General features: G+C 52.0%; 10 protein-coding genes, 2 tRNA genes and 3 rRNA genes. 7 read left to right on the forward strand and 8 right to left on the reverse strand.

The genetic code is table 11. From position 1 onward, the window contains the following. Positions 1–112: 112 nt before the first annotated feature. Positions 113–1,288, reverse strand: coding sequence for an MFS transporter (locus tag HV345_RS18900; RefSeq protein ID WP_103284442.1), 1,176 nt, complete (start codon positions 1,286–1,288; stop codon positions 113–115). A gap of 104 nt (positions 1,289–1,392) precedes the next feature. Between HV345_RS18900 and yafC the strand changes: the two genes are divergently transcribed. Beyond that, positions 1,393–2,307, forward strand: a complete 915-nt coding sequence (gene yafC, locus HV345_RS18905) for a DNA-binding transcriptional regulator YafC (RefSeq protein WP_047498515.1) — start codon at positions 1,393–1,395, stop codon at positions 2,305–2,307. A 20-nt stretch (positions 2,308–2,327) separates the two neighbouring features. On the opposite strand, the gene dkgB is transcribed toward yafC, so the two are convergent. The 7 genes from dkgB to gmhB all read right to left on the reverse strand — a co-directional run bounded on the left by dkgB (position 2,328) and on the right by gmhB (position 9,398). Further along, positions 2,328–3,131: a 2,5-didehydrogluconate reductase DkgB gene (gene dkgB / locus HV345_RS18910; protein ID WP_181635925.1), complete on the reverse strand. Its 804-nt coding sequence runs from the start codon at positions 3,129–3,131 to the stop codon at positions 2,328–2,330. Positions 3,132–3,295: 164 nt separating this feature from the next. Continuing rightward, positions 3,296–3,372, reverse strand: a tRNA-Asp gene (locus HV345_RS18915). A gap of 55 nt (positions 3,373–3,427) precedes the next feature. After that, positions 3,428–3,543 (reverse strand): 5S ribosomal RNA (rrf, locus tag HV345_RS18920). Positions 3,544–3,637: 94 nt separating this feature from the next. After that, a 23S ribosomal RNA gene (locus HV345_RS18925) occupies positions 3,638–6,544 on the reverse strand. Between the two features lie 220 nt (positions 6,545–6,764). Next, a tRNA-Glu gene (locus tag HV345_RS18930) sits at positions 6,765–6,840 on the reverse strand. Positions 6,841–6,925: 85 nt separating this feature from the next. Then, a 16S ribosomal RNA gene (locus HV345_RS18935) occupies positions 6,926–8,467 on the reverse strand. The 16S, 23S and 5S rRNA genes sit together here with 2 tRNA genes alongside, the layout of an rRNA operon. Positions 8,468–8,831: 364 nt before the next feature. Further along, a complete protein-coding gene (gene gmhB / locus HV345_RS18940; protein WP_181635926.1) occupies positions 8,832–9,398 on the reverse strand; it encodes a D-glycero-beta-D-manno-heptose 1,7-bisphosphate 7-phosphatase in 567 nt (188 codons plus the stop codon). A 189-nt stretch (positions 9,399–9,587) separates the two neighbouring features. Between gmhB and metN the strand changes: the two genes are divergently transcribed. The 6 genes from metN (at position 9,588) to proS (ending at position 15,182) form a co-directional block, all read left to right on the forward strand. Further along, on the forward strand, positions 9,588–10,619 hold the full coding sequence (gene metN / locus HV345_RS18945; RefSeq protein ID WP_155574647.1) for a methionine ABC transporter ATP-binding protein MetN: 1,032 nt from the start codon (positions 9,588–9,590) through the stop codon (positions 10,617–10,619). Beyond that, positions 10,612–11,265 carry a methionine ABC transporter permease MetI gene (locus HV345_RS18950; protein ID WP_003018471.1) on the forward strand — a complete coding sequence of 218 codons (654 nt, stop codon included), beginning with the start codon at positions 10,612–10,614 and terminating at the stop codon, positions 11,263–11,265. Before metN ends, HV345_RS18950 begins: the two co-directional genes overlap by 8 nt. A gap of 44 nt (positions 11,266–11,309) precedes the next feature. Next, a complete protein-coding gene (gene metQ, locus HV345_RS18955; protein WP_006686809.1) occupies positions 11,310–12,125 on the forward strand; it encodes a methionine ABC transporter substrate-binding lipoprotein MetQ in 816 nt (271 codons plus the stop codon). A 116-nt stretch (positions 12,126–12,241) separates the two neighbouring features. Next, the gene (rcsF, locus tag HV345_RS18960; protein WP_016151780.1) at positions 12,242–12,646 is read left to right on the forward strand and encodes an Rcs stress response system protein RcsF; all 405 of its coding nucleotides are present in this window, start codon (positions 12,242–12,244) and stop codon (positions 12,644–12,646) included. Beyond that, positions 12,643–13,350 carry a tRNA (N6-threonylcarbamoyladenosine(37)-N6)-methyltransferase TrmO gene (tsaA, locus tag HV345_RS18965; RefSeq protein ID WP_047417110.1) on the forward strand — a complete coding sequence of 236 codons (708 nt, stop codon included), beginning with the start codon at positions 12,643–12,645 and terminating at the stop codon, positions 13,348–13,350. Before rcsF ends, tsaA begins: the two co-directional genes overlap by 4 nt. 113 nt (positions 13,351–13,463) lie before the next feature. Next, a complete protein-coding gene (gene proS, locus HV345_RS18970) occupies positions 13,464–15,182 on the forward strand; it encodes a proline--tRNA ligase (protein WP_080859349.1) in 1,719 nt (572 codons plus the stop codon). Positions 15,183–15,222 lie beyond the last annotated feature (40 nt).

Consider the following 15,222-nt stretch of genomic DNA (forward strand, 5'->3'; position numbering starts at 1 on the left):
GTAACGTCAACCAGTCCGCAGCCGGACTGGTTCTTCTGTTATAGGGATTTTAGCACTCACTTTCAACGAACAATTGCAGTTTGTTTTGTAAGTGGGCGCTTACATCAATGATTTACCCCAGAGCAACGTGCGTGGGCTTATCAAGACGGCCGCTCAGCCCCATCAGCAGGAAAGCCACCAGAACAATAAGTGCGCCAATCCATGGTGTCTGCGCCAACCCATAATGTTCGACCGTTTGTCCGCCAATCACGGAACCCAGTGCAATACCAATGTTAAACGCTGCAATGTTCAGCCCTGACGCCACATCAACAGCATTGGGCGTAAATTGTTCCGCTTTCTGTACCACGTAGACCTGCAACCCCGGTACGTTACCGAAGGCAAAGATCCCCATCACCAGAATGGTAGCCAGCGCGGCGTACTGCGTGGAAGCCGTCAGTTGGAAGACCATCAGCAGAACAAACAGCGCGGCAAAAATGAATTTCAATGCAGGAACCGCACCATGCTTATCCGCCAGCTTACCGCCCCAGATATTGCCGATAGCGACTGATACGCCGTAACCCAGTAAGATCCAGCTCACCGCTGCCGGGGAGAAGCCCGCCAGATCCTGCATCATCGGTGCCAGGAAGGTGAAAGCTGTGAACACACCACCGTAGCCCAATGCCGTAACGGCGTAAATCAGCAACAGACGAGGATGAGTCAGCACTTTCACCTGGTCGCGAATGCTGGCGGCCGCTCGACCAGGAATGTTAGCCGGGATCAGTAGTTGGCTACTAATCAGCGCAATCACGCCTAACATTGATACTGCCAGGAAAGTCTCACGCCAGCCAAAGTGCTGGCCGATAAACGTACCCAGCGGCACGCCCGTGACCAACGCAACGGTTAAGCCACCGAACATAATAGCGATAGCGGAAGCCGCTTTTTCTTTTGGCACCAGACTTGTCGCGATAGTGGAACCAATCGAGAAGAATACGCCGTGAGCCAGCCCCGTCAGCAGACGGGCGACAATAAGTGTCATATACCCGGGTGCCTGCCATGCCAGTAAATTCCCCGCCGTAAACAGGACCATCAGCGCGACAAGCAACTTTTTACGTGGCAGGCTTCCGGTCAGAGCGGTCAGCACTGGTGCGCCAATCGCCACACCCAGCGCATAGATTGAAACCAGCATCCCGGCTGAAGGTAACGAGATTGCCAGTTGTTGAGCGATGGTCGGCACCAGGCCAACAATCACAAACTCAGTCGTGCCAATAGCGAAGGCACTTATTGTTAGTGCAAATAAAGCGAGAGGCATAAATAACTCCGTAACATCAGTAATCAGATGACACGCAGTATGCCGGGATGTTTTAATAACAAAAATATTCAAAATCTCAATATAATTTTGCGTCAGGTGCAAAAATGAAAGCAACCTCTGAAGAACTTGCGATTTTTGTGGCCGTTGTGGAAAGCGGCAGCTTCAGCCGGGCGGCAGAACAACTCGGTCAGGCTAATTCCGCAGTCAGTCGGGCAGTAAAAAAGCTGGAGATGAAATTGGGTGTGAGTCTGCTTAATCGAACGACCCGACAGCTAAGCCTGACAGAAGAAGGAGAACGCTACTTCAGGCGTGTGCAGCAGATACTGCAAGAGATGGCAGCAGCAGAAACGGAAATCATGGAGTCACGCAATACCCCGCGCGGCCTGCTGCGTATCGACGCGGCAACGCCGGTGATGCTGCATTTCCTGATGCCGCTAATCAGACCGTTCCGTGAGCGATATCCTGAGATGACATTGTCTCTTGTCTCCTCGGAAACGTTCATCAATCTTATTGAACGAAAAGTGGATGTCGCGATACGAGCAGGTACGCTGACTGACTCGAGCCTGCGTGCGCGTCCGTTGTTTACCAGCTATCGTAAGATTATTGCCTCACCGGACTATATTGCCCGTTTTGGCAAGCCCGAGACCGTCGAACAGTTAAAGCAGCATCTGTGTCTGGGGTTTTCCGAACCCGTTTCACTCAATACCTGGCCGATTGCCCGTAGCGACGGACAGCTCCATGAGGTCGAATGTGGGCTTTCTTCCAACAGCGGGGAAACGTTAAAACAGCTTTGCCTGAGCGGCAATGGTATCGCATGTCTTTCAGATTATATGATTGATAAAGAGATCGCGCGGGGAGAACTGGTGGAGCTGCTGGCCGATAAACGTCTGCCGGTAGAAATGCCTTTCAGCGCCGTTTACTACAGCGATCGTGCGGTCAGTACACGCATTCGGGCATTTATAGACTTTTTAAGTGAATATATAAGAACAGCTCCCGAAGGAGCTGTGAAAGAGGGTTAAAGGTACAGAGGGTCGGGCAATTAATCCCAATCAGGGGCCAGGCCTTCCGGGCTGACCAGACGATCGTTGCAGTCCAGTGCCGCGATCGCTTTTTTATCTTCAGTATCCAGATGCAGGTCCAGCGCCAGCAAGTTGCTTGCAAGGTTTTCACGCTTGGTAGATGAAGGGATCACGGAGTAACCTTCATCCATTGCCCATGCCAGAATAACCTGCGCTGGGGTCGCGTTATGTTTAGCGCCAATGCGCGCAATCACTTCATCTTTTAGTGCCTTACCGTAAGCTAGCGTCATGTAAGAGGTGATGTGGATACCGTGCGCTTTAGCCCAGTCAACCACCTTACGACTCTGCAGATACGGAGACAGCTCAATCTGGTTGGTCGCGATATTGTCTGCACCTACTGTAGCAATGGCTTTTTCCATCAGTGGAATAGTGAAATTTGAGACACCAATTTCGCGAGTCAGCCCCTGCTCTTTCGCTTCAAGCAGCGCCTGCATAAATTCTTCAACGGATACCGCATCGCCCGGAGATAGCCAGTGGATCAGCGTCAGATCGACATAATCCGTACGCAGTTTCTTCAGACTTTCTTTCAGACTTGGGATCAGTTTGTCTTTGCTGAGATTTTCAATCCAGATCTTGGTGGTGATGTACAACTCGTTACGCGGTACGCCACTTTCGGCAATCGCCTGACCAACAGCCGCTTCATTTTCATAGATTTGCGCAGTGTCGACAGCACGGTAGCCCAGCTCAAGCGCCGTTTTGACAGAAGCGATAACCACGTCGTCTTTCAGGCGAAACGTACCTAAACCAAATGCAGGTATAGTCATAGAATTCCTCTTTTTAATCACTATGTTCGTTAACTGAGAGGATTATGACCATCAGTTCTTTGTCAAAAAAGAGTGAAAAATGCAGAGGATTTTTGCGGATTCAGCAATAATTAAATCGCTGGAAAAGAAAAAGCCCTGAGCGTTAGCTCAGGGCTCTTAATAAGTGGCGGAACGGACGGGACTCGAACCCGCGACCCCCTGCGTGACAGGCAGGTATTCTAACCAACTGAACTACCGCTCCACCGAATTTCTTTGTCACTACCCGGATTATTCATCCCGGTTTACTGCAATTTGATGCCTGGCAGTTCCCTACTCTCGCATGGGGAGACCCCACACTACCATCGGCGCTACGGCGTTTCACTTCTGAGTTCGGCATGGGGTCAGGTGGGACCACCGCGCTACAGCCGCCAGGCAAATTCTGTTATCAACACGCTTTTCGCATGTCGATGTCATCTGTCATCAAGCTGAATTTCGTGTCTCTTTCGCCAAAACATCTTCGGCGTTGTAAGGTTAAGCCTCACGGTTCATTAGTATCGGTTAGCTCAACGTATCGCTACGCTTACACACCCGACCTATCAACGTCGTCGTCTTCAACGTTCCTTCAGGACCCTTAAAGGGTCAGGGAGAACTCATCTCGGGGCAAGTTTCGTGCTTAGATGCTTTCAGCACTTATCTCTTCCGCATTTAGCTACCGGGCAATGCCATTGGCATGACAACCCGAACACCAGTGATGCGTCCACTCCGGTCCTCTCGTACTAGGAGCAGCCCCCCTCAATTCTCCAGCGCCCACGGCAGATAGGGACCGAACTGTCTCACGACGTTCTAAACCCAGCTCGCGTACCACTTTAAATGGCGAACAGCCATACCCTTGGGACCTACTTCAGCCCCAGGATGTGATGAGCCGACATCGAGGTGCCAAACACCGCCGTCGATATGAACTCTTGGGCGGTATCAGCCTGTTATCCCCGGAGTACCTTTTATCCGTTGAGCGATGGCCCTTCCATTCAGAACCACCGGATCACTAAGACCTGCTTTCGCACCTGCTCGAGCCGTCACTCTCGCAGTCAAGCTAGCTTATGCCTTTGCACTAACCTCCTGATGTCCGACCAGGATTAGCTAACCTTCGTGCTCCTCCGTTACTCTTTAGGAGGAGACCGCCCCAGTCAAACTACCCACCAGACACTGTCCGCAACCCGGATCACGGGTCTACGTTAGAACACCAGCCATTAAAGGGTGGTATTTCAAGGTTGGCTCCATGCAGACTGGCGTCCACACTTCAAAGCCTCCCACCTATCCTACACATCAAGGACCAGTGTTCAGTGTCAAGCTATAGTAAAGGTTCACGGGGTCTTTCCGTCTTGCCGCGGGTACACTGCATCTTCACAGCGAGTTCAATTTCACTGAGTCTCGGGTGGAGACAGCCTGGCCATCATTACGCCATTCGTGCAGGTCGGAACTTACCCGACAAGGAATTTCGCTACCTTAGGACCGTTATAGTTACGGCCGCCGTTTACCGGGGCTTCGATCAAGAGCTTCTCCTTACGGATAACCCCATCAATTAACCTTCCGGCACCGGGCAGGCGTCACACCGTATACGTCCACTTTCGTGTTTGCACAGTGCTGTGTTTTTAATAAACAGTTGCAGCCAGCTGGTATCTTCGACTGATTTCAGCTCCATGAGTAAATCACTTCACCTACATATCAGCGTGCCTTCTCCCGAAGTTACGGCACCATTTTGCCTAGTTCCTTCACCCGAGTTCTCTCAAGCGCCTTGGTATTCTCTACCTGACCACCTGTGTCGGTTTGGGGTACGATTTCGTGTTACCTGATGCTTAGAGGCTTTTCCTGGAAGCAGGGCATTTGTTACTTCAGCACCGTAGTGCCTCGTCATCACACCTCAGCGTTAGCAAGACTCCGGATTTACCTGGAATCTCCGCCTACATGCTTAAACCGGGACAACCGTCGCCCGGCTAACATAGCCTTCTCCGTCCCCCCTTCGCAGTAACACCAAGTACAGGAATATTAACCTGTTTCCCATCGACTACGCCTTTCGGCCTCGCCTTAGGGGTCGACTCACCCTGCCCCGATTAACGTTGGACAGGAACCCTTGGTCTTCCGGCGTGCGGGTTTTTCACCCGCATTATCGTTACTTATGTCAGCATTCGCACTTCTGATACCTCCAGCATGCCTCACAGCACACCTTCAACGGCTTACAGAACGCTCCCCTACCCAACAACACATAGTGTCGCTGCCGCAGCTTCGGTGCATGGTTTAGCCCCGTTACATCTTCCGCGCAGGCCGACTCGACCAGTGAGCTATTACGCTTTCTTTAAATGATGGCTGCTTCTAAGCCAACATCCTGGCTGTCTGTGCCTTCCCACATCGTTTCCCACTTAACCATGACTTTGGGACCTTAGCTGGCGGTCTGGGTTGTTTCCCTCTTCACGACGGACGTTAGCACCCGCCGTGTGTCTCCCGTGATAACATTCTTCGGTATTCGCAGTTTGCATCGGGTTGGTAAGTCGGGATGACCCCCTAGCCGAAACAGTGCTCTACCCCCGAAGATGAGTTCACGAGGCGCTACCTAAATAGCTTTCGGGGAGAACCAGCTATCTCCCGGTTTGATTGGCCTTTCACCCCCAGCCACAAGTCATCCGCTAATTTTTCAACATTAGTCGGTTCGGTCCTCCAGTTAGTGTTACCCAACCTTCAACCTGCCCATGGCTAGATCACCGGGTTTCGGGTCTATACCCTGCAACTTAACGCCCAGTTAAGACTCGGTTTCCCTTCGGCTCCCCTATTCGGTTAACCTTGCTACAGAATATAAGTCGCTGACCCATTATACAAAAGGTACGCAGTCACCCCATAAAGAGGCTCCCACTGCTTGTACGTACACGGTTTCAGGTTCTTTTTCACTCCCCTCGCCGGGGTTCTTTTCGCCTTTCCCTCACGGTACTGGTTCACTATCGGTCAGTCAGGAGTATTTAGCCTTGGAGGATGGTCCCCCCATATTCAGACAGGATACCACGTGTCCCGCCCTACTCTTCGAGTTCACAACATATGCACTTTTGTGTACGGGGCTGTCACCCTGTATCGCCGGACTTTCCAGACCGTTCCACTACCACACATGCTGATTCAGACTCTGGGCTGCTCCCCGTTCGCTCGCCGCTACTGGGGGAATCTCGGTTGATTTCTTTTCCTCGGGGTACTTAGATGTTTCAGTTCCCCCGGTTCGCTTCATTACGCTATGTATTCACGTAATGATAGTGTGACGAATCACACTGGGTTTCCCCATTCGGAAATCGCCGGTTATAACGGTTCATATCACCTTACCGACGCTTATCGCAGATTAGCACGTCCTTCATCGCCTCTGACTGCCAGGGCATCCACCGTGTACGCTTAGTCGCTTAACCTCACAACCCGAAGATGTTTCGTAAAACACTTCAGTATTGCGAAAATTTGAGAGACTCGAACACACCGCTTTTCATTTCTTGTTTACGGAGAAATGAAACAGTGTGTCGTTTCAATTTTCAGCTTGATCCAGATTTTTAAAGAGCAAATATCTCAAACGAGACTCGAAAGTCTGTTTTGAGATACTTCGGTCGGCGACTTTCACTCACACATACCAGCAAGTGGCGTCCCCTAGGGGATTCGAACCCCTGTTACCGCCGTGAAAGGGCGGTGTCCTGGGCCTCTAGACGAAGGGGACACTGAAGTCTCAATCGCAAGACGCCTTGCTATTTACTTTTCATCAGACAATCTGTGTGAGCACTACAAAGAACGTTTCTTTAAGGTAAGGAGGTGATCCAACCGCAGGTTCCCCTACGGTTACCTTGTTACGACTTCACCCCAGTCATGAATCACAAAGTGGTAAGCGCCCTCCCGAAGGTTAAGCTACCTACTTCTTTTGCAACCCACTCCCATGGTGTGACGGGCGGTGTGTACAAGGCCCGGGAACGTATTCACCGTGGCATTCTGATCCACGATTACTAGCGATTCCGACTTCATGGAGTCGAGTTGCAGACTCCAATCCGGACTACGACATACTTTATGAGGTCCGCTTGCTCTCGCGAGGTCGCTTCTCTTTGTATATGCCATTGTAGCACGTGTGTAGCCCTACTCGTAAGGGCCATGATGACTTGACGTCATCCCCACCTTCCTCCAGTTTATCACTGGCAGTCTCCTTTGAGTTCCCGACCGAATCGCTGGCAACAAAGGATAAGGGTTGCGCTCGTTGCGGGACTTAACCCAACATTTCACAACACGAGCTGACGACAGCCATGCAGCACCTGTCTCAGAGTTCCCGAAGGCACCAAAGCATCTCTGCTAAGTTCTCTGGATGTCAAGAGTAGGTAAGGTTCTTCGCGTTGCATCGAATTAAACCACATGCTCCACCGCTTGTGCGGGCCCCCGTCAATTCATTTGAGTTTTAACCTTGCGGCCGTACTCCCCAGGCGGTCGACTTAACGCGTTAGCTCCGGAAGCCACGCCTCAAGGGCACAACCTCCAAGTCGACATCGTTTACGGCGTGGACTACCAGGGTATCTAATCCTGTTTGCTCCCCACGCTTTCGCACCTGAGCGTCAGTCTTTGTCCAGGGGGCCGCCTTCGCCACCGGTATTCCTCCAGATCTCTACGCATTTCACCGCTACACCTGGAATTCTACCCCCCTCTACAAGACTCTAGCCTGCCAGTTTCGGATGCAGTTCCCAGGTTGAGCCCGGGGATTTCACATCCGACTTGACAGACCGCCTGCGTGCGCTTTACGCCCAGTAATTCCGATTAACGCTTGCACCCTCCGTATTACCGCGGCTGCTGGCACGGAGTTAGCCGGTGCTTCTTCTGCGAGTAACGTCAATTGCTGCGGTTATTAACCACAACACCTTCCTCCTCGCTGAAAGTACTTTACAACCCGAAGGCCTTCTTCATACACGCGGCATGGCTGCATCAGGCTTGCGCCCATTGTGCAATATTCCCCACTGCTGCCTCCCGTAGGAGTCTGGACCGTGTCTCAGTTCCAGTGTGGCTGGTCATCCTCTCAGACCAGCTAGGGATCGTCGCCTAGGTGAGCCGTTACCCCACCTACTAGCTAATCCCATCTGGGCACATCCGATGGCAAGAGGCCTGAAGGTCCCCCTCTTTGGTCTTGCGACGTTATGCGGTATTAGCTACCGTTTCCAGTAGTTATCCCCCTCCATCGGGCAGTTTCCCAGACATTACTCACCCGTCCGCCACTCGTCACCCAAGGAGCAAGCTCCTCTGTGCTACCGTTCGACTTGCATGTGTTAGGCCTGCCGCCAGCGTTCAATCTGAGCCATGATCAAACTCTTCAATTTAAGTTTGATGCTCGTGAATTAAACTTCGTAATGAATTACGTGTTCACTCAGAGACTTGGTATTCATTTTTCGTCTTGCGACGTTAAGAATCCGTATCTTCGAGCGCCCACACAGATTGTCTGATAAATTGTTAAAGAGCAGTTGCGACGCGCTTTAGCGCTCTGTCGCGAGGTGGCGTATATTACGCTTTCCTCTTTCAGAGTCAACCCTCATTTTCAGGTTTTTCTCTTCAACCGAACCGGCTGTTTGTGTGAAGTGATTCACATCTGCCGTGTCGATGGAGGCGCATTATAGGGAGTCGACTCAGGAAGACAAGCGGAAAAATGCATTTTTGTTTCAACCGCTCACCTTTTATCCATTGCGCTTACTTTTGCTGCTTTTTTATCGCCATTGGCAGGTCTGCCAGACTGTTTATGACCAAATCTGCCGCATTTTCTGCTTCCGGCGTAACAGGTTTACCCGTGCGCACCAGAACCTTCGTTCCAACACTCGCCGCTGCCGCTGCCTGCATATCTTCTATCTTGTCGCCTACCATATAGGAAGCGGCCATATCGATATGCAGGAAGTCTCGGGCGGAGATCAACATTCCAGGATACGGTTTACGACAGTCGCAGACCTGACGATACTCTTCTACTGTGCCCTGCGGATGATGCGGGCAATAGTAGATACCATCCAAATCAACGTCGCGATCGGCCAGCGACCAGTCCATCCATTCGGTCAACGTCTCAAACTGTGCCTCAGTAAATTTGCCACGAGCGATACCAGACTGGTTTGTCACGATAATGAGCGCGTAACCCATATTTTTAAGTTCACGCATGGCATCAATAACGCCGTCGATAAACTCGAACTCGTCAATCTCATGTACGTAACCGTGGTCCACATTAATGGTGCCGTCGCGGTCGAGAAAAATTGCGGGTACAGATTTTGCCACCTTTTATAGCTCCTGAATAAGGCATGTGGCTCTAGTATCGCATGTTTCGGCGGGCAAGAAAGTGCTCATCGTGCAAAGCTAGATTGATTTAGACGTCTGGATGCCTTAACATCCATCTTGTTGACGGCTTCGACCGTCCCAGACAGACGAAAATGCCACGGCTAACTTAATTACGATAATAAATAACCAATGATTAAACTTTCGAATATCACCAAAGTGTTCCAGCAGGGGACTCGCACCATTCAGGCGCTAAATAAAGTCAGCCTGCACGTTCCTGCCGGGCAGATTTATGGCGTCATTGGCGCCTCCGGTGCCGGTAAAAGTACGCTCATTCGCTGCGTTAACTTACTTGAACGCCCAACCGAAGGCAGTGTTCAGGTTGGCGGCCAGGAGCTGACGACGCTTTCTGAATCCGAGCTGACCAAAGCTCGCCGTCAAATCGGCATGATTTTCCAACACTTTAACCTGCTCTCTTCCCGTACCGTGTTTGGCAACGTCGCGCTGCCGCTGGAACTGGATAATACGCCAAAGGAAGAGATCAAACGCCGTGTAACAGAACTGCTGGATTTAGTCGGCCTTGGCGACAAGCACGACAGCTACCCGGCCAACCTTTCCGGCGGACAAAAACAGCGAGTGGCGATTGCGCGTGCGCTGGCCAGCAATCCAAAAGTGTTGCTGTGTGATGAAGCCACCAGCGCACTTGATCCGGCAACAACCCGCTCGATTCTGGAATTATTGAAAGACATTAACCGTCGTTTGGGACTCACCATTCTGCTGATTACCCATGAGATGGACGTTGTAAAACGCATTTGTGACTGCGTGGCGGTCATCAGTAATGGTGAGCTGATTGAGCAGGACACCGTCAGCGAAGTGTTCTCCCACCCGAAAACGCCGCTGGCACAGAAATTTATCCAGTCCACGCTACACCTGGATATCCCGGAAGATTATCTGGAACGTTTAAAAGCAAAGCCAGAAGCCGACAGCGTGCCAATGCTGCGCATGGAATTCACCGGTCATTCGGTTGATGCGCCATTACTTTCGGAGACGGCCCGTCGTTTTAACGTGAATAACAACATTATTAGCGCGCAGATGGATTACGCCGGCGGCGTGAAGTTCGGCATCATGCTGACTGAAATGCACGGCACACAGGAAGATACACAAGAAGCCATTAACTGGTTGCAGGAACACCATGTAAAAGTAGAGGTACTGGGTTATGTCTGAGCCGATGATGTGGCTACTGGTTCGCGGCGTATGGGAAACGCTGGCAATGACCTTTGTGTCCGGTTTTTTTGGTTTTGTGATTGGCCTGCCGGTTGGCGTGTTGCTGTATGTAACGCGGCCGGGGCAAATCATTGAGAACGCGAAGCTCTACCGCACGCTCTCTGCACTGGTGAATATTTTCCGTTCCATCCCGTTCATTATCTTGCTGGTGTGGATGATTCCGTTCACCCGCATGATCGTTGGCACCTCTATTGGGCTGCAGGCCGCTATCGTCCCGCTGACCGTCGGCGCCGCGCCGTTTATCGCCCGTATGGTGGAAAACGCGCTGCTCGAAATCCCGACCGGGCTGATTGAGGCCTCCCGGGCAATGGGTGCCACGCCGCTGCAAATTGTACGTAAGGTATTACTACCAGAAGCACTGCCTGGACTGGTCAATGCGGCCACCATCACCCTTATCACGCTGGTGGGTTATTCCGCGATGGGCGGTGCCGTCGGTGCCGGTGGTCTTGGCCAGATTGGTTATCAGTACGGTTATATTGGCTACAACGCTACCGTCATGAATACAGTGCTGGTATTGCTCGTCGTTCTGGTTTATTTAATTCAGTTATCCGGCGATCGCATCGTCCGGGCTGTCACGCACAAATAACGTTGCACACAACACTAAAAACTCATTAAGAAAAGGAAATAAGCATGGCGTTCAAATTCAAAACCTTTGCGGCAGTTGGAGCCCTGATCGGTTCTCTGGCACTTGTGGGTTGCGGTCAGGATGAAAAAGATCCTAACCACATCAAAGTGGGCGTTATTGTTGGCGCAGAGCAGCAGGTCGCAGAAGTCGCGCAGAAAGTGGCTAAAGAAAAATACGGTCTGGACGTTGAGCTGGTCACGTTTAACGATTACGTCCTGCCTAACGAAGCGCTGAGCAAAGGCGATATCGATGCTAACGCCTTCCAGCACAAACCGTACCTGGATCAACAGATCAAAGATCGCGGCTACAAACTGGTTGCCGCAGGTAATACTTTTGTTTACCCGATTGCGGGCTACTCTAAAAAAATCAAATCACTGGATGAGTTGCAGGAAGGTTCTCAGGTCGCGATTCCAAACGATCCGACTAACCTTGGCCGCTCCCTGCTGCTGCTGCAAAAAGTGGGCTTAATCAAACTGAAAGACGGTGTTGGTCTGCTGCCGACCGCGCTGGACGTGATTGAAAACCCGAAAAACCTGAAGCTGGTTGAACTGGAAGCGCCGCAGTTGCCGCGTTCCCTGGACGATGCACAAATCGCACTGGCGGTCATCAACACGACCTACGCCAGCCAGATCGGCCTGACCCCGGCTAAAGACGGTATCTTTGTTGAAGATAAAGATTCTCCGTACGTAAACCTGATCGTGACTCGTGAAGACAATAAAGATGCTGAGAATGTGAAGAAATTCGTTCAGGCATACCAGTCTGACGAAGTGTACGAAGCAGCAAACAAAGTCTTCAACGGCGGAGCTGTTAAGGGCTGGTAATTTTAGGCTGTTTCCAGAATCTGTAATATCATCAGGACGGGCGCTTGCCCGTCTTGTCATTTATGCAAGCACCTGATTCAATATCTGACGTTTAGATCATTCATTGAGGAAATATTATGCGTGCTTTACCGATCTGTTTAGTAGCACTCATGCTGAGCGGCTGTTCTATGTTAAGCAGATCCCCTGTTGAACCCGTTCAAAGCACCGCTACCCCGCCTAAAGCGGAGCCGGAAAAACCCAAAGCACCGCGCGCGGCGCCGGTAAGAATCATTACTAACGCTGAAGATTTAGTTGGCAAACCGTTCCGCGATCTCGGCGAAGTCAGCGGCGAATCCTGCCAGGCATCCAACCAGGATTCACCGCCGAGCATTCCAACCGCACGCAAACGCATGCAGATTAACGCATCTAAAATGAAAGCAAATGCGGTATTGCTGCACAGTTGTGAAGTAACCAGCGGAACGCCGGGTTGCTATCGCCAGGCGGTTTGCATCGGTTCTGCACTGAACATTTCGGCGAAATGAGCCATTTTCAGTTCGAGCAAATAGGCGTTATCCGCTCACCTTATAAAGAAAAGTTCGCCGTTCCACGCCAGCCAGGTCTGGTGAAAAGTGCCAGCGGTGAACTGCATTTGCTCGCACCTTATAACCAGGCCGATGCCGTTCGCGGCCTGGAAGCCTTCAGCCATTTGTGGGTGATTTTTGTTTTTCACCAGACAATGGAAGGTGGATGGCGTCCAACCGTGCGCCCTCCCCGTCTTGGCGGCAATGCCAGAATGGGCGTCTTTGCCACGCGTTCAACGTTTCGTCCGAACCCTGTTGGCATGTCGTTGGTTGAGCTGCGGGGCATCCGTTGCCATAAAGAGCACGTAATCCTTGAGCTCGGCGGGCTGGATCTTGTTGATGGCACGCCGGTAGTGGATATAAAACCGTATCTGCCGTTTGCCGAATCGCTGCCTGATGCTCGCGCCAGCTATGCTCAGGACGCGCCGCAGGCCAGTGTAGACGTGACGTTCAGTGAAGAGCTCGCTGAGCAACTCCCAAAGCTCGAACAGCGTTACCCGCATCTTCGTCAGTTTATTGCCGAAGTGCTGGCGCAGGATCCGCGTCCTGCCTACCGTAAAAACGAGGAAGAAGGCAAAACCTATGCCGTCTGGTTGCTGGACTTTAACGTCCGCTGGCGCGTGACGCCGTCAGGATTTGAGGTCTTTGCTCTGGAAGCCCGCTAATTTGCATCGCGTACTCTTTTGACATCCCCTTCTCGCTGGTAAACTAAACCACTTTTGTTTTGTGCCAGGCTCATTTTGAGCCTGTTCGATCGTTCAACTGGAACCGTAACAACATGCGTACTAGCCAATATCTGCTCTCCACTCTGAAGGAGACACCTGCCGACGCCGAGGTCATCAGCCACCAGCTGATGCTGCGCGCCGGGATGATCCGCAAGCTGGCCTCCGGGTTATATACCTGGCTGCCGACCGGCGTGCGCGTCCTGAAAAAAGTCGAAAACATCGTGCGTGAAGAGATGAACAACGCCGGTGCGATCGAGGTGTTGATGCCGGTCGTTCAGCCTTCTGAACTGTGGGAAGAGAGCGGCCGTTGGGAACAATACGGCCCGGAACTGCTGCGTATTGCTGACCGTGGCGATCGTTCGTTCGTACTCGGCCCAACGCATGAAGAAGTGATCACCGACCTGATCCGTAATGAGCTGAGCTCTTACAAACAGCTGCCGCTGAACTTCTATCAGATCCAGACCAAATTCCGTGACGAAGTGCGTCCGCGCTTCGGCGTGATGCGTTCCCGCGAATTCCTGATGAAAGATGCCTACTCTTTCCACACTTCTCAGGAATCTCTGCAGGAAACCTACGACGCGATGTACGCTGCGTACAGCAAAATCTTCAGCCGTATGGGGCTGGATTTCCGTGCGGTACAAGCGGATACCGGTTCTATCGGCGGCAGCGCCTCTCACGAATTCCAGGTGCTGGCGCAGAGCGGTGAAGACGATGTGATCTTCTCTGACTCTTCCGACTATGCGGCAAACATCGAGTTTGCCGAAGCTGTTGCACCGAAAGAACCGCGCGCCGCTGCAACACAGGAAATGACGCTGGTTGATACACCGAACGCTAAAACCATCGCCGAGCTGGTTGAACAATTCAACCTGCCTATCGAGAAAACCGTGAAAACCCTGCTGGTGAAAGCGATTGAAGGCAGCAGCTACCCGCTGGTTGCGCTGCTGGTTCGTGGCGATCACGAGCTGAACGAAGTCAAGGCGGAAAAACTGCCGCAGGTTGCCAGCCCGCTGACCTTCGCCACCGAAGAAGAAATTCGTGCGCTGGTTAAAGCAGGTCCAGGATCTCTGGGTCCGGTGAACATGCCGATTCCGGTGGTTATCGACCGTACCGTTGCGGTAATGAGCGATTTTGCTGCCGGTGCCAACATCGACGGTAAACACTATTTCGGTATCAACTGGGATCGTGACGTGGCCACCCCGGAAGTGGCTGACATTCGTAACGTGGTCGCCGGCGATCCAAGCCCGGATGGCAAAGGTACGCTGATGATCAAACGCGGTATCGAAGTGGGCCATATCTTCCAGTTGGGTACCAAGTACTCTGAAGCGATGAAAGCCGCCGTTCAGGGAGAAGATGGTCGTAACCAGACGCTGACCATGGGCTGCTACGGTATCGGGGTCACTCGCGTTGTGGCTGCCGCGATTGAACAGAACTACGACGATCGCGGCATTGTATGGCCAGACGCCATTGCCCCGTTCCAGGTTGCTATTCTGCCGATGAACATGCACAAATCCTACCGTGTGCAGGAGCTGGCTGAGAAGCTGTACGCGGAGCTGCGCGCGCAGGGTATTGAAGTGTTGATGGACGATCGTAAAGAGCGTCCAGGCGTGATGTTTGCTGATATGGAGCTCATCGGTATTCCGCATACCATCGTGCTGGGCGACCGTAACCTCGACAACGACGATATCGAATACAAATACCGTCGTAACGGCGAGAAAGAGCTGATTAAAACCGGCGACATCGTCGACTACCTGGTCAAAGCTATTAAAGGCTAATACCAGCACAAGGCCCTGAGGATCAGGGCCTTTTTTACAT

It is taken from the genome of Citrobacter sp. RHBSTW-00986 (assembly GCF_013783065.1).
In the GTDB taxonomy this organism is placed as follows: Bacteria; Pseudomonadota; Gammaproteobacteria; order Enterobacterales; family Enterobacteriaceae; genus Citrobacter; species Citrobacter braakii.

What these genes read in the sequence shown, in the direction of transcription:
- HV345_RS18900 (WP_103284442.1), bottom strand. Translation starts at nt 1,288, where the DNA reads ATGCCTCTCGCTTTATTTGCACTAACAATAAGTGCCTTCGCTATTGGC.
- yafC (WP_047498515.1), top strand. Translation starts at nt 1,393, where the DNA reads ATGAAAGCAACCTCTGAAGAACTTGCGATTTTTGTGGCCGTTGTGGAA.
- dkgB (WP_181635925.1), bottom strand. Translation starts at nt 3,131, where the DNA reads ATGACTATACCTGCATTTGGTTTAGGTACGTTTCGCCTGAAAGACGAC.
- metN (WP_155574647.1), top strand. Translation starts at nt 9,588, where the DNA reads ATGATTAAACTTTCGAATATCACCAAAGTGTTCCAGCAGGGGACTCGC.
- HV345_RS18950 (WP_003018471.1), top strand. Translation starts at nt 10,612, where the DNA reads ATGTCTGAGCCGATGATGTGGCTACTGGTTCGCGGCGTATGGGAAACG.
- metQ (WP_006686809.1), top strand. Translation starts at nt 11,310, where the DNA reads ATGGCGTTCAAATTCAAAACCTTTGCGGCAGTTGGAGCCCTGATCGGT.
- rcsF (WP_016151780.1), top strand. Translation starts at nt 12,242, where the DNA reads ATGCGTGCTTTACCGATCTGTTTAGTAGCACTCATGCTGAGCGGCTGT.
- tsaA (WP_047417110.1), top strand. Translation starts at nt 12,643, where the DNA reads ATGAGCCATTTTCAGTTCGAGCAAATAGGCGTTATCCGCTCACCTTAT.
- proS (WP_080859349.1), top strand. Translation starts at nt 13,464, where the DNA reads ATGCGTACTAGCCAATATCTGCTCTCCACTCTGAAGGAGACACCTGCC.